Source organism: Psychrobacter sp. AOP7-B1-24 (assembly GCF_052376215.1).
In the GTDB taxonomy this organism is placed as follows: domain Bacteria; phylum Pseudomonadota; class Gammaproteobacteria; order Pseudomonadales; family Moraxellaceae; genus Psychrobacter.
This window is the reverse complement of record NZ_JBQSVL010000051.1, coordinates 1-22,684: the sequence shown is the minus strand read 5'-3', so window position 1 is coordinate 22,684 and position 22,684 is coordinate 1. Positions and strand designations below refer to the sequence as shown.

General features: G+C 43.8%; 19 protein-coding genes. 7 read left to right on the top strand and 12 right to left on the bottom strand.

Annotated features, from left to right (window positions below; genetic code table 11):
- The 6 genes from ACT3QP_RS10475 to ACT3QP_RS10450 all read left to right on the top strand — a co-directional run.
- Window positions 1-1,206, top strand: a 1,206-nt coding sequence (locus ACT3QP_RS10475; RefSeq protein ID WP_444525448.1) for an ABC transporter permease, incomplete at its 5' end; no start/stop codon positions are given.
- A 47-nt stretch (window positions 1,207-1,253) separates the two neighbouring features.
- Window positions 1,254-1,883, top strand: a complete 630-nt coding sequence (locus ACT3QP_RS10470) for an ATP-binding cassette domain-containing protein (RefSeq protein ID WP_444525447.1) — start codon at window positions 1,254-1,256, stop codon at window positions 1,881-1,883.
- A gap of 79 nt (window positions 1,884-1,962) precedes the next feature.
- The gene (locus ACT3QP_RS10465) at window positions 1,963-2,598 is read left to right on the top strand and encodes a CDP-alcohol phosphatidyltransferase family protein (protein WP_444525446.1); all 636 of its coding nucleotides are present in this window, start codon (window positions 1,963-1,965) and stop codon (window positions 2,596-2,598) included.
- A gap of 57 nt (window positions 2,599-2,655) precedes the next feature.
- The gene (locus ACT3QP_RS10460; RefSeq protein WP_444525445.1) at window positions 2,656-3,477 is read left to right on the top strand and encodes a sterol desaturase family protein; all 822 of its coding nucleotides are present in this window, start codon (window positions 2,656-2,658) and stop codon (window positions 3,475-3,477) included.
- 651 nt (window positions 3,478-4,128) lie between these two features.
- On the top strand, window positions 4,129-4,683 hold the full coding sequence (locus ACT3QP_RS10455) for a carboxymuconolactone decarboxylase family protein (RefSeq protein WP_444525444.1): 555 nt from the start codon (window positions 4,129-4,131) through the stop codon (window positions 4,681-4,683).
- 120 nt (window positions 4,684-4,803) lie between these two features.
- On the top strand, window positions 4,804-5,457 hold the full coding sequence (locus ACT3QP_RS10450; RefSeq protein WP_444525443.1) for a DsbA family oxidoreductase: 654 nt from the start codon (window positions 4,804-4,806) through the stop codon (window positions 5,455-5,457).
- A 237-nt stretch (window positions 5,458-5,694) separates the two neighbouring features.
- Here ACT3QP_RS10450 and ACT3QP_RS10445 read toward each other — a convergent pair whose 3' ends face one another.
- The 9 genes from ACT3QP_RS10445 to speB all read right to left on the bottom strand — a co-directional run bounded on the left by ACT3QP_RS10445 (window position 5,695) and on the right by speB (window position 17,232).
- Complete coding sequence (locus ACT3QP_RS10445; RefSeq protein WP_444525442.1) at window positions 5,695-6,306, bottom strand: TetR/AcrR family transcriptional regulator; 612 nt, start codon at window positions 6,304-6,306, stop codon at window positions 5,695-5,697.
- Window positions 6,307-6,449: 143 nt separating this feature from the next.
- Window positions 6,450-7,976: an aldehyde dehydrogenase family protein gene (locus ACT3QP_RS10440; RefSeq protein ID WP_444525441.1), complete on the bottom strand. Its 1,527-nt coding sequence runs from the start codon at window positions 7,974-7,976 to the stop codon at window positions 6,450-6,452.
- Between the two features lie 119 nt (window positions 7,977-8,095).
- Complete coding sequence (locus ACT3QP_RS10435; protein ID WP_444525440.1) at window positions 8,096-9,502, bottom strand: YjiH family protein; 1,407 nt, start codon at window positions 9,500-9,502, stop codon at window positions 8,096-8,098.
- A gap of 1 nt (window position 9,503) precedes the next feature.
- A complete protein-coding gene (gene dld / locus ACT3QP_RS10430) occupies window positions 9,504-11,264 on the bottom strand; it encodes a D-lactate dehydrogenase (RefSeq protein WP_444525439.1) in 1,761 nt (586 codons plus the stop codon).
- 126 nt (window positions 11,265-11,390) lie between these two features.
- On the bottom strand, window positions 11,391-13,091 hold the full coding sequence (locus ACT3QP_RS10425; RefSeq protein WP_444525438.1) for a 5-guanidino-2-oxopentanoate decarboxylase: 1,701 nt from the start codon (window positions 13,089-13,091) through the stop codon (window positions 11,391-11,393).
- Between the two features lie 91 nt (window positions 13,092-13,182).
- A complete protein-coding gene (locus tag ACT3QP_RS10420; RefSeq protein WP_444525437.1) occupies window positions 13,183-13,926 on the bottom strand; it encodes an MBL fold metallo-hydrolase in 744 nt (247 codons plus the stop codon).
- On the bottom strand, window positions 13,923-14,714 hold the full coding sequence (locus tag ACT3QP_RS10415) for a carbon-nitrogen hydrolase family protein (protein WP_444525449.1): 792 nt from the start codon (window positions 14,712-14,714) through the stop codon (window positions 13,923-13,925). Before ACT3QP_RS10415 ends, ACT3QP_RS10420 begins: the two co-directional genes overlap by 4 nt.
- A gap of 5 nt (window positions 14,715-14,719) precedes the next feature.
- Window positions 14,720-16,066, bottom strand: coding sequence for a purine-cytosine permease family protein (locus tag ACT3QP_RS10410; RefSeq protein ID WP_444525436.1), 1,347 nt, complete (start codon window positions 16,064-16,066; stop codon window positions 14,720-14,722).
- 197 nt (window positions 16,067-16,263) lie between these two features.
- Window positions 16,264-17,232, bottom strand: a complete 969-nt coding sequence (gene speB, locus ACT3QP_RS10405) for an agmatinase (protein WP_444525435.1) — start codon at window positions 17,230-17,232, stop codon at window positions 16,264-16,266.
- Between the two features lie 201 nt (window positions 17,233-17,433).
- On the opposite strand from speB, the gene ACT3QP_RS10400 reads away from it, so the two are divergent.
- The gene (locus ACT3QP_RS10400; RefSeq protein WP_442074781.1) at window positions 17,434-18,336 is read left to right on the top strand and encodes a LysR family transcriptional regulator; all 903 of its coding nucleotides are present in this window, start codon (window positions 17,434-17,436) and stop codon (window positions 18,334-18,336) included.
- Between the two features lie 34 nt (window positions 18,337-18,370).
- On the opposite strand, the gene ACT3QP_RS10395 is transcribed toward ACT3QP_RS10400, so the two are convergent.
- The 3 genes from ACT3QP_RS10395 to ACT3QP_RS10385 all read right to left on the bottom strand — a co-directional run bounded on the left by ACT3QP_RS10395 (window position 18,371) and on the right by ACT3QP_RS10385 (window position 22,567).
- A complete protein-coding gene (locus ACT3QP_RS10395; protein ID WP_444525434.1) occupies window positions 18,371-20,164 on the bottom strand; it encodes a potassium/proton antiporter in 1,794 nt (597 codons plus the stop codon).
- 224 nt (window positions 20,165-20,388) lie between these two features.
- Window positions 20,389-20,724 carry a GlpM family protein gene (locus tag ACT3QP_RS10390; protein WP_444525433.1) on the bottom strand — a complete coding sequence of 112 codons (336 nt, stop codon included), beginning with the start codon at window positions 20,722-20,724 and terminating at the stop codon, window positions 20,389-20,391.
- A 178-nt stretch (window positions 20,725-20,902) separates the two neighbouring features.
- The gene (locus tag ACT3QP_RS10385) at window positions 20,903-22,567 is read right to left on the bottom strand and encodes an alpha-keto acid decarboxylase family protein (RefSeq protein ID WP_444525432.1); all 1,665 of its coding nucleotides are present in this window, start codon (window positions 22,565-22,567) and stop codon (window positions 20,903-20,905) included.
- Window positions 22,568-22,684: the final 117 nt, after the last annotated feature.

Below are 22,684 nucleotides of genomic sequence, written 5' to 3'. Positions count from 1 at the left end.
TTATTAATTGCCTTAGGTGCATTGGCCCAACCAGATCTCGGCAAAAAGCTACGTCAACAATATAAAGTCGCTATCAATCTAGGTTATTACCCCGTAACTGCCTTTTTTAAAGCTGTATTGCCCCTACTCTATCCGTTGCTACGTTTGCCTATTCTAGCGGTATTGGCCTATGCCAGTGCTAGCGTAGAGATGCCGCTTATCCTAGGGCCAAACACACCGCCAACGCTTGCCGTTACCATCATGCAATGGTTCAATGATGTCGATCTGAACATGCGTATCAAAGCCTCGGCAGGTGCACTATTACAGCTTGTTCTGACCATTGGGCTAATCGGATTATGGCTGGGCGCTGAAAAGCTGATAAAAGTAATGTGTAGTGGCTCGCTGATCAATGGTACGCGCCATCATGCGGATGCGATATGGCAAAAAGTCACGGCAGCTTTGACCGTTATCGTGATTGGTTTTATGTTTATGTCGCTTATTGGTCTGGCTATGTGGTCTGTTGCTGGATTTTGGCGCTTCCCCGCAGCATTGCCAGAGCAGTTTGTCTTATTGCATTTCCACAGCGCCTTTATGCAAATGAGTACGCCTCTCTTTAATACCATCTCTATCGGTTTTGTGAGCACCGTATCTGCCATTGTACTCACTTTACTGTGTTTAGAGGCTGAGCAACTGAGTGCGAAACGGCTCTCTGGCTTTACCAGTTTAATCATTTACTTACCTTTATTGGTGCCGAGTATCGCGTTTCTATTTGGCTTAGTCTGGCTACAGCAACTGGCCAATAACCAAGCAGCATTTTTTAATGTGGCCTTTACGCACTTACTGTTTGTGCTGCCTTATGTGTTTTTGTCACTGTCCAGCAGCTATCGGCGCTTAGATCCACGCTTTGCTCGCGTGGCTGCTAGCCTAGGTGCCACGCCGCTAAAAGTATTTTTACAGGTAAAACTACCACAGCTGTTTACACCTATATTAATTGCCGTTGCACTGGGTTTGGCGATAAGCTTTGGTCAGTACTTGCCGACATTGTTGGCAGGTGGTGGACGTATCGCCACCATTACCACAGAAGCGGTGGCCCTCGCAAACGGCGCCAGTAGACGCACCAGTGCAGTGTATGCCATTATTCAAATGTTGCTACCACTGATCGGGTTTATGCTAGCAAGCCTGCTGCCAAAATATATTTTTAAAAGTGGTGCAAACAACACTCATTAATACGCCCTAAACCAGCCAATAATGACCATATAAATAAAGGGGTTTTGATGTCATCATCTTTACAAATAAAAAACTTAGAACTATATCGGGAAGATACGCGTCTACTGAGCATCGATGAGCAGATTTTTGGTGGTGACATACTCACAGTGATGGGGCCATCTGGTAGTGGCAAATCAAGCTTTTTAAACTGGCTCACAGGTACTTTACCCAGTGGCTTTCACTCCACAGGTGAAGCGTGGTTGAATGATGAAAACGTGTGCAGCCTACCGCCACATCTACGCCATATTGGCGTGCTGTATCAAGACCCTTTGCTGTTTTCGCACTTATCCGTCGCAGGTAATATTGCTTTTGCTATGCCAAAAGGCAATAAAAAACAGCGGCAAGAGAAAATCGAGCAGGCACTAGAGCAAGTTGGATTAGCAGGTATGGGTAAGCGCCATCCTGATAATTTATCAGGTGGGCAGCAAGCACGAATCGCCCTACTGCGTACGCTACTTAGTGAGCCAAAAGCGATACTACTGGATGAGCCTTTTAGCAAGCTAGATACCCAACTTAGAGTCGATACGCGTCAACTGGTGTTTGATCAGATTCGCACCTTTAAACTTCCTGCCATTATGGTGACCCATGATCATAGTGACGCTGAAGCAGCAGGTGGCAAAGTCATTCATTTAACCTGATTATCTTAAGGCGTATTATCACTTTCGATGAATGATGACACGCCCTAGACATTAAAGCGACTTACAAAAGGCCTCTCGCATGCTCGACAAGTTTATCACGCCCGTTATAAAACCTATGCTGAACGCTGTGGTTGCCGTACTACACAAACGAGGTGTCACGCCAGACCAGCTGACGATGCTAGGATTTTTGATTGGGATGCTGGCATTACCGTTAATTGCGCTTAAGTTTTGGTATGCGGCGCTCGCAGCCATTGCGGTAAACCGTGTTTTTGATGGGCTTGATGGCGCACTCGCTCGCTATGCTAAGCAAAGCTCTAGCGCTGGTGGTTATTTAGATATTACCTTGGATTTTTTGTTTTATGCCGCCATACCGCTTGGCTTTATTTTGGCAAATCCTGAACAAAATGCCATTGCAGGGGCTATATTACTGGCTACGTTTATTGGTACTGGCTCTAGCTTTTTGGCATTTGCCATTGCCGCGGAAAAGTTCAATTTGGATAAGCCGCAGTTCAAATACAAAAGCTTCTATTATCTAAATGGTCTGACTGAAGGCACCGAGACCATCGCAATATTTGTAGCATTTTGTCTGTGGCCGCAGCATTTTTCTGTACTCGCTAGCATTTTTGCGACTGCTTGCGCCGTCACTGTTTTCACCCGCATTCATGGTGGCTACCACACCCTGAAACAACTAGAAGCGGATATTCATAAAAGCTGAATATCGTCATTTATTTAAAAGGATTTAAAATACGTATATCAACAAAAGAGTTAACCAATGACAAATGAAGTATGGTGGAGACTGGGCGTTTTTTTTGGCGTGTTAGTCATAATGATGTTGCTTGAGTGGCGCATGCCCGCACGTAAATCCCCGATCAAGAGTAGCAAGCGCTGGTTTGCTAACTTTAGCTTGGTGGTTGCGGCTTCTATTGTCACACGGTTGGCCGTACCTATCGGCCTGACAGCTGCGGCGCTATATAACCAACAGCAGGGTATCGGCTTATTCAATATCATCGAGTTGCCCAGTATTGTGGTTATTATATTGAGCTTACTGCTGCTCGACATCGTTATCTATTGGCAGCATCGACTGTTTCATCGCGTCCCTATTCTATGGCGTTTGCATCGAGTACACCATGCCGATGCGCACATTGATACCAGTACAGGGCTGAGATTTCACCCTATTGAAATTTTACTGAGCATCGTCGTCAAGTTCATTGCTGTTAGCTTATTAGGCATACCTGCCATCGCCGTATTAATTTTTGAAATTGTTCTAAATGGACTTGCCATGTTTAATCATGCCAATATTCGCCTAGTACCTGCTATCGAAAAACCATTGCGCTTAATATTAATGACCCAAATTTTGCATCGCATCCACCACAGTAAACGCGTAAGCGAGACCAATTCAAACTATGGTTTTAGTGTGATTTGGTGGGACAAGCTGTTTGGTAGCTATAAGAGTGAAGCCCAGAAATCTGATAGCGAATTAGATATTGGTCTAAAAGAATACCCTCTACCCGAACAAAATGCCTCGTTATGGAATTTACTCATCATGCCATTCAAAGACAAACCTCCCAAAGGGAAAATTTCTAAAAGTAAATAAACCATCAAGGCAGAAACATTCAAGCTAACAGTCATCAAGCCAAGAACATTCAAGCCAGCAACCATGTCTGCATATTTTTTTAGGTATGGTTAGGGCGTGTTTGATATTCAACCATAGCACTGACAGAGACTATTTTTTAGGCGATTCTAAGGTAAAAATAGTAAGTTTAGTCTTTCTAAGCGTCTATTTTTAGCAATGGAGCGGCAAAAAAGAGTCCTGTCCCTACGGCTGATGCTAAAACTGCACCATACTGCGTTGCAAATCTAGCTACGGCATTTGCATTATCGTCGCTTTGCGCCTTGTCTGGAACAATTTTAGCAATCAGCAGTGCCTATTTGTGAAAGATCAAACACGCCCTAAGCTTTCTCCAATATATCTGATTATGACAAACCCTTATCTATAAACGCTTTGGTACTTACCATTTTAGGTATCCACTCACAATGTAAACCAAATTTACAAATAACTTGAGCGTTCACTCAAATATAATTTGAACGAGTGCTCAAAATGATTTATAGTGGTTGCAGTTGTTAAGCGACTCAAGCAAATACCGTTTATTTAATATGAGTGTTCGCTCAAATAAATATTTGGTTCTCAAGTCGCTTGCACACTTACTCTACAATAATTTATTAATAATGATTAAAAGGTTTTAATATGACTGACTTTACTTTACATAATAAAGAGAGCGCACCAGAAGCAAGCCAATTATTACTAGACAACTCTATCAATGCCTTTGGTATGATTCCGAATCTACATGCAGTGATGGCTGAAGCGCCTGGCTTACTCGAAGGTTACCAACAGCTACATCAACTGTTTTTAGACAGCAGTTTTGATGATGAAGAAACCACTGTTGTATGGCAAACCATCAACGTAGAACATGAGTGCCATTACTGCGTCCCTGCACATACAGGTATCGCAAAAAGCATGAAAGTAGATGATGCGATTACTGAAGCATTACGTAATGAGACGCCACTACCAACGGCAAAACTAGAAGCACTACGTGACTTTACCCTGTCTGTCGTTCGTGATCGTGGTAATGTTGATGACGGTGAAGTACAAGCATTTTTAGATGCAGGCTTTACCAAACGTCAAATACTAGAAGTCATACTTGCCGCTGCGCAAAAAGTTATGAGTAACTACACTAACCATTTGGCAAACACGCCAATTGACAAGCCTTTCCAAAGTTTTGAATGGCACAAAGCTGACTAATGAAAGTCGCTTAATTGTATAAAAAGATAAAGGGCTGTCCTAGATTGTCTAATTTAGGATAGCTTCCTATATATAATATAGAAAAAGACAATTTATATAAGCACACAATAAGGAGCCGCTATGAGTGATTCAGAAAAGCCATTACGAATAGATATCGTGTCAGACGTGGTCTGCCCTTGGTGCGCTATTGGCTATAGTCAACTAGCCGAGGCATTAAAACAAACCAACACTCCGCACGAGATTCACTGGCATCCATTTGAGTTAAATCCTAATACGCCGCACGAAGGACGAAACTATCGTGAGCATATCATGGAGAAGTACGGTACGACTGCTGAGGACATCCAAGAGAACCGAGCTAGAATGGCGGAAGTAGGTTCAGAAGCTGGTTTTCATTTTCAGTTTACCGATGACTTTCGTACTTACAATACTTTTAATACGCATCAGTTGCTACATTGGGCCCATCAGCAAGAACGTATGCACGAGCTAAAGCAAGCATTGTTCGTCGCACACTTCGTCAATAATCAAAATATATCAGATCATAGTGTGCTTGCCGATGTTGCGGCAGAAGTTGGCTTGAATCGTGACGAAGCGTTAGCGGTCTTAGCAGACCAGCGATTTGCTGCAGCCGTAGAAAAAGAAAAACAACACTGGCAGCAACAAGGCATTCAAAGCGTGCCTTCTATGGTTTTTAATGAGCGTCATCTAATCAGCGGTGCTCAAGGTATTGAGAACTATAAGAGCATTTTGCAGCAGTTGGCTGATATGCCAGACTAAATCATCTGATTGATGTCTAATTAATGGTTGCGTCTTCAAAGCTAAAAGTTTTAGAAAAGCTAAGGGTTGTAGAGGAATTGTATAGCCCGAGACTATACAGTTCCTCTACAACCCTTTTTTTAATATAGTTGAATTCAACTAGTTTTGATACAAGGAAACCGAGTGCAAGTTATACATTAGTAGGCTTAGCGAGGATGACGATGTAGCAAATTTATATGGATTTGACTATAGTAAAACTTATGCTTCGACAGGTCTATCAATACGCAAATCTTCTATGGACAACGCCATATCTTCTGCCAATGCATGTACCGCTGCACTCTCGACATCGCGCTGGGCAAAAGCACGTAACCCCATTACTTCTGCTTGCAAACGACGACCTAACCTAGTCGCATCCAACTCGCTATCCATCTCACCTAATCGCTGTGCTTCGGTGAAATAACCGATAAAACGGGTCTCCATACCAGCCAGTAGCATCTCAACCTTTGCTAATGCTGCCTGCTCACGAGCGCCCAATTCTAATAGACTTTTGACCAGCATACAGGCGCGACTCGGTAACTCCTTATCACGAATACCACCAAGCTGACGCAAGTAAGCAGCCAGTCCTAATAAAGGCGTCGGCTCTTTACTTAATATGCGTTCAAGCTCAGTCAATCCTGAGCGGGCATAGTAGTCTAAGGCTTCCTGAAACAACCCATCCTTGCTACCAAATGCGGCATAAATACTACCTGGACGCATGTCTAGCGCCCCTTCTATGTCTTTTAAAGAGGTCGCGTGAAAGCCCTTTTGCCAAAAAAGTTTTAACGCGCGTTCTAAGGAATCATGACGATTATAAAGTGCGGTACGTGACATAACTTTTCCATTACATAATCTGTGGCTTATATAAACATAGCCACAGCAATAAATTTGAATGATTGCTCAATTTTATCTCGAATGGTGACTCTAGTCTAGTAAAGTTACTTTACGCAATAAAAATCCAAATTTTTAATCAGGCCCTAATAAGGTAATAATATATGCTTACTTTTCTGATAAGCAGACAAACCATCCCTACCCAATTCGCGTCCGATACCACTTTGTTTAAACCCACCCCAGCCTGCTTCTGGCAGTACGATTTGTTGCTCGTTAACCCAGATATGCCCTGCTTTTATTTGTAATGCCATCTCAAGTGCGGCCGTCTCATCGGCGCTCACAATGGTTGCTGCTAGAGCAAACTTACTGTCATTGGCTAGGCGAATAGCTTCTGCATCATTAGCAAAGGTTGTACTGACTAATACAGGGCCAAACACTTCTTCCATCCATAACTGACTGGTCGTTGGCACATTTGTATAGACGGTTGGCTTTACAAAATAGCCGGATGCCTGTAATAACTCACCGCCAGTTAAGCAATCCAAATTTTCAGCTGTCGCAATATCAAAGAATTTCTGAACTTGGTTCAGTTGCTGCTCGCTTACTAATGGACCCATTTGCGTATCTGTCGCAAAACCGTCACCAATCTGCAAACTTTCTGTTTTGACTTTTAATGCGTCAAAAAGCTGCTCAGCGATATTTTGATGGACAACCAAACGCGACGTGGCCGAGCATATCTGACCTGCATTGGTAAAAATACCGCCGATGATTAAATCACAAGCGTAATCAATATCGGCATCTGTGCATACTACGATGGCAGACTTACCACCCAGCTCTAGGCTAATGTCTTTGATACCTTTTGCTGCTTGGACCATGACCTTTTCACCGACTATATTACTGCCAGTAAAAGACACTTTGTCAATCAGTGGGTGACTGGTCATAGCGGTACCTACTTTAGCAGCACCCGGCAAAATATTGACCACTCCTTTTGGCAAGTCAATCTCAGACAAGATATTACCTAGCATAAGCTCTGGTAATAGTGTCACCTCAGAGGGTTTTAGTAGCACCGTACAACCTGCCGCTAGCGCAGGTGCCAGCTTCCAAGCAGTCGTTACCATTGGGAAATTCCAAGGGGTAATCAGCGCACAAATACCCACTGGCGCGTATGTCTTTAACAAACGAATACCTGACTCAAGCGTTGATACCTCAGACCATGTTGCCTGATCTGTGATGAGATTGGCATAGTAGCGATAGCAGGCAATGGCGTCCCCTACGTCTATCTTTGCTTCTTCAATTGGCTTGCCGTTATTTAATACGGACAACCCAACCAACTTATCGAATTGCTGATCCATAGAGTCTGCAATCGCATTTAGATAGTGTGCACGCTCACCTACGCTAGTCTGTGACCAGCCAGCAAACGCTTCATTAGCCACTGCAACTGCCTGCTCTACATGAGCACTGGTGCATAAGCGCGTCGTTGCAATGATTTCACCTGAATTTGGATCATACAAGGCATGGTTATTTGTATTATCAAAGCTTGCGTTATTACTGTCAGTCACAGGTGCTTCAATCGTAACCCAGTCACCATTGATATAAGCGGCATTGAGTACAACTTCGTTTTGAGCCGTTTGTCGCGCAGTTTCTCTGGTTAAGTCTGTAGCGTTCAGCATTTCCATAATGGTCAACCGCCTTGTATTTTTGATCAAATTGTTTATATGTAATATGATTGACGAAATGATCGGTTTAGCTGACTACAGAAAAACCGACCACTTGCATATTGTTGTTAGACTCGCCACTAATACAGTAAATGTGCCACTGAGGTAATGACTACTAAGCTAATCAGCGTACGAAGCATAAAGATTAAAAATAGCTCTAACACATTTAGCTTAATGTTTGACTTCAAAATCAGCGCACCCACTTCAGACATATAGATAATCTGAGTGATTGAAGCAGCACCAACGATAAATCGTGTCATTTCACTTTCGATACTTTTGCCAACCAATGCTGGCAAGTACATATCTGCAAAACCCATAATCATAGCAGGAGCTGCTTTTGCCGCCTCTGGAATCTGTAACCATTCAAGCAATGGTACAAGTGGTGTCGCCAACCAATTAAAGACTGGCGTGTATTCTGCTAAACCAAGACCAATGGTACCGATGGCAAAGATAACAGGAATCAGTCCAAAGTAGATATCAAACAGATTGTGTACGCTACGTTTAAACACATAACCCAAGCTTGGCATAGAGTGCGCCCGAGTGACGGCACGGTTAACTGCCCATTGGTACGTTGTATATTCAGCAGGAATGCCCTCATCTAGCATGCTTTTGCCAGCGTGGTAGGTGTCAGGTTTTAGCGATAATGGCGGTATGCGCGGCATAATGATCGCAGCGATAAAGCCTGTTAGCGCGATGGTCAGGTAGAAATAGACAAAATTGTTGTCCACACCGATGGTTTTGGCAACTACATAAGTAAAGGCGATGGAAGTCACGGAAAACGTAGTCGCGATAATGGCGGCTTCACGCTGGCTGTAGAAGCTCTTATCATACTGCTGCATAGTAACTAGTAAACCGATAGACGCAGCACCAAACCAAGAAGACATCGCATCGACAGCAGAGCGACCTGGGAGCTTGAAAAGTTTGATAAATACTTTGCTGGCTAAGGTACCCAAAAACTCCATCAAACCAAAGTCAGTCAAAAATGGTAGCGATAAAATGGCAAAGAAAAATAACGGAATCAGAATAGGAATCAAATCCTCGAATATGACGCCACCTGTATTACGATTAATAATAAACTCAGGTCCAACTTGCAGGAAAATCATCCAAACAAACAGCATACCTAAGAATCGCGTGGTCAACCAAAACCAATCAACATCAAAGAGGTTTTTTACCAATGAGTCTTCATGTAGATTGGGTTTTAGCACCTTTACTGCCAGCGCCCCCAAAGCAGAGATGGTCACAATCGCCATGGCAATATAAACCACGAACCCGCCTAGTACAGCTTGCAACGTATCGGTCAATACACCCAATAAAATCGTGACTTTACCATCCCACTGAAACGGTATGATGAATAACGCGATACCCAATGCTGAAAATAACAAAAATTTCCACATTGCTGCTCGCCATTGAGCGGCTTTTGGAGTCTCTGGATCGACAGTGTTATTTCCTAAAATCGGCTGCTGCGATTTATCCATATGGTTTGTCATTTCACTTCTCCTCAATGGGCGATGATTGCCAGTTTTTCCGTTTTTCTGTCTGACCAATACCGGGGTTAAGCGAATTGGTTGGATCCAGTTTTTTATAAAAAGAATGTAATGCAGGTTTGGCGGTATATACATGGCCCACATTGTGCTCAGCAGGATATTCGATATGACGTTGGTCATAAAATTTCAGCAGCTCATCCTTGAATTGCTTGGCATTGATGTTAGGTTTCAATAAATAATCTTGGTGCATGACATGACAGAAAAAATGCCCCAAATAAAACGTTTTACTGACTTGGTTTTGTAAGTATTCAGGTAGAGTCTCGTCCCAATCTACTGCATTTCTAGGTAGAGCAATATCAGTCGATAGCAGCTCGCCAAACTTGTCTTGATTTAAATTATGATAGCGAAACATGGCAGCGGTCGCGGCACTGCGAAATACTAACAATGATTGCGATTCAGATTCTGTACATACATGCAGCGTACCTTGATATTGCTGCATATAATTTTGCAAAAAATCCTGCGCAGCGGCGATATTGCTGTCATCATTTTTATTAGAATCCGGATCAACATAATCTGCGACTTTTATAATCAAATGGTATTTATATGAGCGCGCTTGCGCAGTCAAAGTAGCTGGTAATGACGGTGGCATAAACCTAGCTGATAATTGCAGTATCCGATCTGGCAGTGTCTTTGGGAGATGCCATTTATCCAGGTAATAGTCAATCTTTGCTTGCAGCCGATACAGCGACCCTATCTTGCTGGCGGAAAGCTTTCGCATACTTAGACAAGTGTCACGCCCATAATCCATTGTGATGTCGTTATAGTTTTTATGCATATACTCAGCCAAGATAGGCAGGTTTAGCTCACTTTTTAACCATTGTTTTCTGAGTGTGGTTAAGGTATCAGCGTCGTTGGTTGAGATATAAAACGTTTTCTCTTGCTGAGGTTTGGCAAAGGTCGCTACTCTCACCGCAAATACAATGACCTTGCCAGCTGAGCCAGACGCCTCATACAAACCGTTGAGGTCGTTGTTAAATCTAGCAGGTGTCTGTGCCTCACAATCACGAACTTTGTGTTGATAATAATGGTTGGTACAGGCTTTACTAGCGGTCATGCTATCTGACGCTTGGCTAAACGTACCAGCTTGTAGGTTCGCTAGCATTTGCTCTGGATGCGTACCCAAATCCAGTCCCAAGTGATTGATTAATTCAAACGCTCCTGAGCTATTGCGTCTGGCAAATAATGCCATCTCAGTATAAGCAGGGCCGCGCTGCACCAACATCCCACCTGAGCTATTACAAATACCGCCAATCACCGATGCGCCAACACAACTAGAGCCCAGTACTGAATGCGGCTCACGTCCTAGTGGCGCAAGCTTGTATTCTAATTGCTGAAGAGTCGCGGCTGGCAAAGCAACCAGCTCTGCTGCATCGTTAAGTAAATGTACGCCACCCAAGAACTGCATAGAAATCACTACTAGTGGTCTATCATAATCTCCATTCGGAGTTGAGCCACCTGTGAGTCCCGTGTTGGCTGCTTGAGCAATGATAATCACATCAAAAGCTGCACAAATATTCAGGACGCGCCACAGTGCCACAAGAGAATGAGGTATCACAACTGCTACGGTAGCATCTGTGACAGCCTCAATTGCACCTTGCACATAAGATTGCTGCTGGCTAGGTTTTGTCAATACGTTGGTTATACCAACGACAGCAGCAAGGTCCGTCAACAAACGTGGTATTTGCTCATGTCTATTTTCTGACATTTCTCTCGCATTTGGCCTCATGAACGTGCTTCCTTACGTACCCAGCGTTTGTCATTTTTTTATCGTTTTTTAGAACTGTGACTATCAGTCTCGTTATTATCTGTAGCATTAGCGCCAGTATTACTGTTAACTAAAATAAGTCACCGTCTCAGCCATCTCCTTTAGAAAATCATCTGCCTCATCAATCTCATAGATAACCGGCTGCTTGCCGTTGATATCTTGTTGCAAAGCCTCTAGCAATTGCTGCTTATCGGTGATTCTACGATAGCCAGCCCCAAACCCTGCCGCTAGTGGCTCAAAGTTTGGCGTTTTGATATTGACGCCAATCAGTGGTAAACCACCCTCTTCCATATAACGACGAATCTCACCGTAGCCTTGGTTGTTCCATAGCAAAACGATCAATGGTAGCTCAAGCTCGGCTGCGCAGATAAGCTCAGCAATCGTAAATTGAATACCGCCATCACCCATTAAACTGACAACAGGTAGATTTGTTCCAACCATAGCCCCGATAGCAGCAGGCAAACCATAGCCTAATGTGCCAAAACCCGTTGAGGAGTTAAACCATTTACGCGTTGCCAAGGCTTCAAGACCAAGGTTACCGCTATAGACAGGCTGCGTTGAATCACCAACGAAAATGACGTCTTTTACTTCATTTCTAATTAGCTTTAGTAATGCATTTTGACCCGCAAAGTCTGTCGTTACATCCTTTAAGATGGCTTTTTTTGCCTCATTGACACGTGACAGTGCTTGATGATCAAATGTCTGACCTTTTAGGCGGCTACATAAGCCACTAATCGCCATCTGCGCGTCGGACAACACCGCGATATCCGCTCTAAATGGACGCTGCAGTTGCTGGGCATCACAGTCGATACGTACTAGCGTGCCGTTTATTTTAAATCCACCATTAAAGAATACATCATAGTCAGTCTCGCCAAGCTCTGTACCAATCGCTAGCACCCAATCTGCCTCTGTAATGACTGCTCGGCCTGCGTCTAATGACTGGTTGCTACCCAAACTTAATGGATGACCAGGTGGCAGCAAGCCCTTAGCATTAATCGTCAAAAACGTTGGCGCATCTATCAGCTCTGCCAATCGCTTTGCATCTTGATCGACATCGACACAGCCGCCCCCATAAAGTATTACAGGGTTTTTAGCGGTTTTTAATGACTGTACAACGAGGTCTAATTGCGTAGGATTCGGCAATGGTCTTGTGACTTGTGGTAGCGTTAGCGTGTCTGCATGAGCTTTTACGGGTGGCTTAGTAACATGACTGGCATCAGCGGTGATGATATCGATAGGCAGCTGAATATGAACTGGCCCCGGACGCGCACCATTAAATAAAGCAAAAGCTTCTGCAATGACTTTCGGTAGCGCTTCTGGCTGCCAAATAGTCTTACTAGTGAGTGCAACTTTACTGACCATGCCTTGCTGATCATGCATTTCATGCAAATGCCCTTCACCGCTGCCCGTATCTTTGACTTTATTGACACTAGATATCACTAGCATCGGTATAGAATCAGCCAGCGCCTGTGCCATCGCCGTCATGATATTGGTCATGCCGGGGCCAGTGATAATAAAACACACACCAATCTTGCCAGAGGCACGGTAGTAGCCATCGGCCATAAACCCAGCACCTTGCTCATGACGTGGTGTTACATGACGAATACTGGTATTAGGCAGACCGCGATACAGCTCTACCGTATGTACACCAGGAATACCAAAAACGGTCTCTACCCCATAATATTCTAGCCACTGCACCAATAGCTCACCGCAGGTCAGTGATGAAGTATCAGACAAAGAAGAAGGCGTTTGCGTCAATTGGGTCATGGAGATTTCATCCTGAAAAATATAATAAGTATTAAGCTATGCTCTTTATCTTAGCTAGCAGTTTGTTTTAAATGTTTTTAAATGCCATCAATCACAACTGATGGTGCCGTAACCAATCATCAATCATGATATTCAAGCGCTTGCCTGAAAAACTGGGGAAATGACCACCATGAACCACACGTACAGGTAGTGCATTTAAGCGCCGCATACTCTTGGCATAATCAGACATATTGCTGTGCCACGTATCTTCAATCAGTGGGCCGTCATAGATGAGGTCACCAGAGATAAGCGTTTCGCTAGCCGCTTCCCACAAAGCAATACCACCGGGAGAGTGACCAGGCGTATGAATCACTTCAAATTGACGATTGCCCAAATCAATCATGTCTCCATCTTCAAGCTGCATGATTTTCGCTGGTGCAGCGATTCTATAGCCGCAATGGGCATAAGGCTCAGGAGGCAGTGCATCAAACATTTCATCGTTGACAAACATGTCAGCTAAGGTGCGAGCATTGTCTGGCTCAGCGAGAATATGAGCTTCAGCAGCATGTACATGGCAGCACTCAAACTCGTTTGCCGCGCCAATATGGTCAAAATGAGTATGACTGGCAACACCAAAGATATCGCGATCCGCGAGCAACGCAACGTGGCGGCGCAATGGTACAGCACCTAAGCCAAAATCTACTAATAAATCGCGTTCGCTACCCCGTACATGCCATAGATTGCAGCGGAAAAACGGTTTAATCCATGGCTCATCAATAAGTGTGATTCCATCACTGAGCGTGGTGGTTCGATACCAATTTTCTGGCTTAATTCGAGGTAATGACTGCTCACTCATGATTCTGCTCCATTAAAGACATGAGTACCTTTGAGAACACGCAAATCTTTAAGATAGTCTTGGTGCGAGCGACTCTCATCGATACGGGCGAGATCGATATCTACTATCATACTGCCTGCGGCTAAGCCAAGCTGGCCAAGCACCTCACCATCAGGACCTGCAACGATACTATTGCCACAGTAATGCAGCGTTTCTTCTACGCCGGACCGATTAATACAAGCAACAAAACATTGATTGTCCATTGCCCGAGCACGGATTTGTAGTACCTGCCGCTCAGTATTTGGTAGCATATTTGCTGTAGGTGACAGTATGATTTCTGCCCCTGCTTGTGCCAGTTCTCTTGCCACCTCTGGGAACTCATTATCGTAGCAAATCATCAACCCTAATTTTCCGAATCGAGTGTCAACCACGCAGGATTTTTTACCTGCTGTAAAGAACTCGTTTTCACGATCCCATAAATGACGCTTGTTATAAGTCGCAAGGTGTTTTCCATTGTCATCTAGCAGTATGGCAGAGTTGCTTAACTCACCATTAGACTGGCGCTCAGCGAGACCAAACAATAGATGCAAGTTATATCTATCAGCAAGTCTCGCTGCTTCAGTGACAATTGAACCATCGATCGCTTCAGCCAGACCATCAAGGCGCTCAAAGATGTTGTAACCTGTGAATGCCAACTCTGGCAGGGCTAGCAAGTCTACTTTAGCCTCTACTGCTAGGCGACAGAGTGACTCCAGTGCTTCTAAGTTAGTAGCAGTCTCCCCTAAAAAAGGATTGGTTTGAGCAACCATCAATCTCACAATGAAGTCTCCTTTTGAACAGAACTGATAGCATTACTAGAACGAGTAAACAAAGTTGCACCTAGCCAGTAGAGACCACCAGTAATAATAAAGACAGGTAATGAAGCACCAAAAGATGGGGGCGCTATCAAAGTCCAGTATGCGGCGAGCGCGGCACCCATTATGTAGGCCACGATAGCAATCTTTGCAGTAGGACGGCCTAATTGCTTAGTAGAATCAAGCAGCTTTGCCGTATAGCCTTCTTGACCGACAAGATAGTAATCAACAATCATGACTGAGAACGCAGGGATAAACAGTGCACCAACAATCAATAAGAAATTTTGGAACTGGTCCAAAATACCTGGTATTAGTGCACCAAAGATAGTAACTAAACCAATGATAAGCGCAGGTTTCCAAAAGCTCATATTGGGTGCAATGTTCATACAAGATAGCGTAGCACTATAAACCGCCATAACATTGGTGGTCATGACTGAGAAGAAAATAACCAAGGCTGCAGGTAGACCGAAACCAAAGTCAGCAAGCAAACGAGTCGGATCGTAAGTCTGTTCTATACCGTTTAGAATAGAAAGTCCTGATATCGTAGCACCCAGACCCATGGCAACGATGGCCGCCACGATATAACCAAAGTAAGTGCCCCATACTGCGATTTTTGACGTCTTACAATTTCGGTTGTAATCAGCTGCTGAAGACATCCAAGAAAATGCAGTAGCAATGACAATATCAAAGGCAATGCCTAACGTAATGCCATTACGCGACTCAACAGGCATCTCAAACAGAGTTGAGACATCGTAATGCTGATTGAGCTGATAAAGCACCACAACAGTGAGTCCAGCCATAGCCAATGCGGCCCAGCGTTCGACTAGCTCAATACCAAGGTGACCACGCAGCACAATAAGTACAACCACCGTCTCACACAAAATAACAAATAATGGCAGATTGCTATAGCCAGTCGTTGCTTCAACAGCATAGTCAAGACTCATGCCGGCCAGCAAAGCCTGAATACAGCTCCATGCAATCAGCACACACATATTCACCAATGAGATTAACTGGCTACCGAGCGGCCCATAAGCTCTACGCGTCAGTGCCATTGAGGGTAAGCCAGTACGCTGCCCCATTAGACCAACCAACAGCAGTGGAATCGCCCCAATTAATGAACCGATTAAAACGGTTGTGATGGCAGTGCTAAACCGTAAGTCAGGTACCAATAACATCCCAGTTAGAATAGTCGTCACGACGATATTGGCACCGAACCACAATGCAAATGTACCGAATGAGCTTAAACTGTGTCCATTATTGCTTGGAGACAGCGTATCTTGACCAAAAAACGAAGAGGGCTTGCTCATTATGACTTTCCTTAACCAAGTTATATTAATACCAACAAACCAAATGCACTGGTGACACTGATAACGTTGCGACTATCCACTCATATCTTTTACTAAGACAGCTATCCTATGCGCCAAACCTAAACAGCTAGTAGCTACCGATAACCGATTGCCATGTGATGTTCATTATGGGAAGTTGCTATTATGAAATATCGCTATTAATACACAGCTTTGACCTTATCGTCATAGCGTACACCCGGTAGGATACATAGCATCTCAAACAATAAGTTCGCAGCCAGTACAGAGGTGTTACCAAATGGGTCGTAAGGTGGCGATACTTCGACCAAATCACCGCCCACCACGTCTAGACCGCGCATACCACGAATGATTTCGATACCTTGTGTAGACGTCAGACCGCCGATCTCAGCAGTACCAGTACCCGGTGCAAATGCAGGGTCAATCCCATCAATATCGAAACTTAAATAAACAGGACCATCGCCTAATTTTTCACGCACTTCTGCCATCAATGGGGCCAATGATTTGTACCAGCACTCTTCAGCAGGGATAACACGAAAGCCCTGCTCTGTTGACCAGTCGAACTCTTCAGCGCTATAGCCTGTCCCGCGGAGGCCAATCTGAACCACACGGTTACCATCGATGAGGTTTTCTTCGACAGCACGGCGAAACGGTGTGCCGTGAGCGATTTTTTCGCCAAACATATCATCGTTGATATCAGCATGAGCATCGATATGCACCATGCCGACAGGGCCGTGTTTTTTGGCAAGTGCGCGCAGAATAGGCAGTGCAATGGTATGGTCTCCGCCTAGTGTCAAAGGAATCGCGCCATGTTTGACGATTTTATCGGTATAGAATTTTTCGATAATATCAACGCTTTTTAGTAGGTTAAACGTGTTGATTGGCACATCACCGATATCAGCGACTTGTAATGATTCAAAAGGTGCAGCACGAGTCGCTACATTGTAGGGACGAATCATTCTTGACTCATCACGAATCTGTCTAGGACCCAATCTTGCACCGCTACGGTTGGATGCGCCAATATCTAGTGGTACGCCAACAAACGCTACATCTAACCCTTCGGCATCGGCTTGAGTTGGCAGGCGCATCATAGAAGCGAAACCGCCAAATCTTGGCATCTCGTTACCGCTTAGTGGCTGATTAAAACTCATAAATTACCTCTTTATTACCTGTTAGTTAAAATACACAATTTGCTACATGCCTTTGACAATACCTAAATACAAGGTGCTAAACCATGGTAAAATTCAGAAGCAAACTTCTAAATTTTCGTAGTAAAGTAGACTTATACGTTATTAGCAGAAGTTTGTTGAATAGAGTATTTATTAAAAAAGATAGTTATTGGAGGTTAATTTTTGATATTAGATGAGTTGATAAAAATAGACATAAAAACTCTGCGTAGTTTTATGGCCATCGTAGACTGTCAAGGGGTGACAGCGGCGCAGACGCGCTTAAATCTCACACCCTCAGTGATTAGTGGTCATTTGACGCACTTAGAAGATCGTCTCGGTATGACATTATGCCATCGTGGTCGCGCAGGGTTTAAGCTAACAGAAGATGGCGCAGCAGTTTATGAGGCTTGCATCGCCTTTACGGAATCAGTCGCCAACTTTCAACATCAGCTGCATTATATTCAGCAATTAGACTCCGTTCACGGCGGGCATATTAGACTGTGCCTAACCGATCAAATGCCCAATTTTTTTTATGAGGTACTTAGACAACGACTTGCAAGCAGTTACCGTAATAATCCATTGATACACTTTTCTATTGATGTCCAAAGCCCTGAGAACATGCTAGAGAAACTGCTCAGCAACGAAAGTGATATTGGCGTTGGTTATTTTGGCAGCTTTCCGCCATTACTGACGTTCAAGCCAGCATTCGTAGAAAGACAAATGGTATGCTGCGGACGCGAACATCGGCTATTTTATAATTCAGAAGGTTTGACACTGGAAGATTTAGAACAAAACTATCCATGGATAAAGCGTGGCTATATTACGGATGTCAGCATCCATCATGTACGTCCCAAAACGCTAAGCGCCACGACGTATCATATGGAAGCGACCGCACAGATGATTTTGGCTGGTCACCATGTGGGGTATTTGCCTCGCGATTTAGCAGCACGTTATGAAAAAATGGGATTAATGAAAGTATTACTGCGAGAGGAAGCCAGTTACGCCGTCGAGCACCATTGGGCGTATCGACAGAGCCAACATAAACACGTTGCTGACTTTTTGAATAAAATGATGAATTTGCTATAGGACACATGCATATATGTCCTATAGCACGGTAAAATTATGGTGTAGCTGCTACGGGTTCTTGGTACTTTAAACCAATAGTTCTCAACCTTCCTTTGTCATCGACTTCTTTGATCACTAACGACCACTCATCGCTAATTACGACAGTATCACCAGAAACGGGGGCCGTATCCAAACGTTGCTTTACATACTCCGCTACGGTTTGTTCCCACATGTTTTTGACACCGTTTTCAGGTTTATACTTTAGAGTATCTACCAGAGACTCGGAAGACATTACTCCAGTAAAAAATGGCAAATCACCAAGCTTCACACTGGGTGATAGCAGCCAATCTCCATAAAAATCATCAATGGCTTTATGATTTAACGTTGTGTCATTAAAAATCTTAGCAATTTTACTGGCATGATTTCCGCGCATCGCATACCAAACGCTATCACCGAATTTCAACTTAGTCTCTTCATCCGCCACAACGATTTGCTGACCACGTACCAACGCAAAAATTCGAATTTCATCAGGATTGACGCGCTTAGAGATTTCCAAAGGATGCCGACCGATAGCAAAAGCACCTGATTGAACTTCAAACTCATACAACGTAATACTGGCTTTATCAGATACCCAAACTTCATGTTCTTCTTTCGGGTCTTTATTCGTTGGAATGCGTACCTTAAACAGATTTGCCATAATGGGAATGGTTGTACCTTGCAAAATCAACGATAAAACCACCACGCCGAAAGCAATATCAAACAACATAAACGCATTATCTATACCTGCCATAACAGGTAAAATAGCAAGCGTAATAGGTACTGCACCACGTAAGCCAACCCAAGAGATAAACCCAATCTCTCGGTCTTTGAACTTAAATGGTTTGACACTACTATATACAGCAATAGGACGAGCAATAAAAATCATAAAGGCAGCAATTGCTACCGAATAATGCCAAACATTAATGACGTTCGATGGTGTGACCAAGAGTCCTAAAACGACAAAGAGTACCGCTTGGGACAACCAAGCAAAACTATCCATTACTCGCATGACATGCTCGGTCGATCGCACCTTGTGATTACCAATCATCACGCCTGTGAGATAGACCGCCAAAAACCCACTACCGCCAAGCAGGTTCGTCGCGGCAAAAACAGCCAAGCCAGCAGACAATATCAAAATAGCATACATACCCTCGGCTAGATGCACTTTTGGTAATAATCGTGATAGCAAATAACCAAAGAGCAAACCCATGCCCAAGCCAACACCTAACTGCTGTAAAAGCAAACCCAAAAATCCAAGTACGCTCTGCCCTGCCGGATCAACATTTAGCGCAATCAAACCCGTGACTAATAAGATAGCCAATGGGTCGTTACCACCAGACTCTAACTCAAGTGTGGCCTGAACCCTATCATTGAGCTTAACACCACCATTTCGTAAGAGAGAAAATACCGCTGCTGCATCAGTCGAACCAACGATGGCTGCCATCAGCAGACCAAAACGCCAATCAACATCAAGCAACCAAGTGATGAATACTCCCAGCACCATAACAGTAGCTAGCACACCCCATGTTGCGAGCGTAATCGCTGGTTTTAGACCCACTCGGAACGATTTAAATGATGTACGCAAACCACCATCGAGCAAGATACAAGCTAGGGCTGCCTGCCCGACAAAATTGGCTAGCGCATATTGAGAAAATTCAATACCCAAAATACCCTGCTCGCCTGCCAACATGCCCACCATTAAAAACAATAACAACAATGGAACGCCTAAGCGTGCTGACAATGTACTTGCCATAATACTGGCAAAAATTAACAATGCTCCTACAAGGTATAGGATATTTAAGGTATCCATCTTTTTTTAAGCCCTATTTTTATAAATGGTGATAAGATAAATCGTTGCGACAATATTATGGTTCAAGTTATTCAATCTGTAATCTTATTACTCCTAAACTGTATGTCTTGATGTTATCAAGAATAACATCTACCACCATGTCTATAAAAACTATCTATAAATATTTTTTATAGACTACGCTCTTATGGTTATACAAGTGGCAAAACAGGGTTAACAATATATCTTTAAGCTTGTATGTACTGCCATGCAATGACCAAAATAGCCGCAGCAATCAGCCAAGCCACCACACCCAACATCAAGGCTTTATACAAGCTGACGTAGCCGATGCTAAAAAATACCACAAAAGTATAGATAAGATGAGGTATGACGCCGAGCATACTAAATATCAAGGCGACCTTTAAATCAGCAGGGTTACGCTCAGTACCCACAATAAAATGGCTGATTAACGTGAAAGTGGGGAAAAGTGGTGCAAGCGCCGCCAAATAAAAAAATCGAGTTTGTGCAAATAATTGAATTGCCAATACCATCAAAGCACCAATAAGCATTTTTAGCCAAATCATGAGCTACTCTTTCCTGTCGCATATTAATCGCCTAATTTATCACGATAATGAGCATACAGAACAAAATATCCCAGAATAAATAATAGAAATCATAAAATATAAAAACCCCTATTTGGCATCGCACCAAATAGGGACTTGGAAGTTCATTCAGTCACTCTTTTATAGAAGATTAATCATATCAAGAAGGCTTTAGTGCTGCGCTAATGTCCGCTAATAATGGTGGAATATCGTGCTTATCGGCAATGGCTTCTATCATCACAAGCTTGTCGGTAGTAACGGCTGCTTTTTCAAGAGCGGCCTTTAACTCACCCGCTGTTTCTACTTTTATTATTAAGCTGTTTTCATCCGTGGCACCAAAAGCTTGTGGCATCAACTGCCAATTGCATTTAGGGATATCATTATAGGCTTGATTCTCACCATGAATCGCACGCTCAACGGTATAGCCATCGTTATTAATCAACACAATGACTGGGTTGATTCGCTCTTCAATCATCACCGCTATTTCTTGGATTGTTAGCAGCGCAGAGCCATCACCAACCAATAGAACGCTGCGCTTATCTGGCGAGGCAATGGCTGCGCCTAGGCTGGCAGGCAAGGTGTAGCCAATCGATCCCCACATGGGCTGACCATAAGAGGTAACACCCTGTGGCAAGCGTACATCACTGATACCAAAATAAGCCGTTCCTTGTTCAGAAAACACCAAGTTATTATCATCTAAGCAATCGGCAATGATATGCCACAGATCATCTTGTCTGATAGGTTCATCATCTTTACCGTTTTGCTCGTGTGGCTTCACTTCTCTACAGAACGGTTTTGACACGATGGTAATACCTGAGGTCATTACTTCATGCAAGGTTTGCAAAGCATCCTTTAGCGCAATCGGTGCAAAATTCCGACCACTGATAGAGGCGCGCTCATAATGCAAATCTACCACCACCTTTTCATTGATATCTTGGCTGAACCCTGCGGTCGTGGTATCGGTATATTGCACACCAATTTTGATAAGACATTCACAGTTTTCCACCGCATCTTTGACCACAGGACGTGATGCCACGCCCGCATACGTCCCTGCCCAGCGCTCGCTGTGTTCATCCAATAGCGTTTTGCCCCACGACAGCGTGGTATAAGGAATATCCGTATCAGCGATGAGTGCTTTGAGCTGATTTTGCAGTCCTAAACGATGTACCATCAAATCTGCCATCAGCGTCGTGGTTTTGTTTGGCAAAAAATCTATGAGCGCTTGTCTAAAATCTGCCAATGCTGCTTGGCTAGTAATGTCTTCTTGGCTATCATCGAGCTTAGTCGTTGGTGGATAAATCGGCATTTTTGCCACATCGGGTGACAGCAATATATAGCCTGGGCGGTGCTTTTTAAGAATTAAACGAATGACACGATCAATCTCTGAGGCGGCGTTTTCTGGTGTAATCTGCGCTCGTGCTACCGTCACTGGCTCTACCATCTTAATAAAATGGTTAAATACACCATCACCAAGTGAATGATGAATACGGCGTTTTGAGTCTTGTACTTCCGTACTTGGTGCACCCACGATATGCAGTACAGGTGCGTACTCAGCAAAAGAGCCTGCAGTGGCATTAATCGCAGACAGCTCCCCCACACCAAACGTCGTCACCATCGCAGCAAAGCCACGCTCGCGAGCATAGCCGTCAGCCGCATAACCCGCATTTAGCTCATTGGTATTACCGATCCAGCGCAATTTATCAGACGCAAGAATATTATCTAAAAAAGTTAAATTAAAATCACCAGGTACACCAAATATCTCAGAGGCGCCCGCTTCTGCGACACGATCAAACAAGTAGTCGGCGATGGTATATTGTTGAGTCATTTTTTATCCTTATGAATTACCATGATAAGTAGGGCGTGTTGAACATTGGGAATAAAACGATGGCAAAAAAATAGCAAACGGTTAGTCTTTAAGTTCTCACACAAAAAAGACATCGTC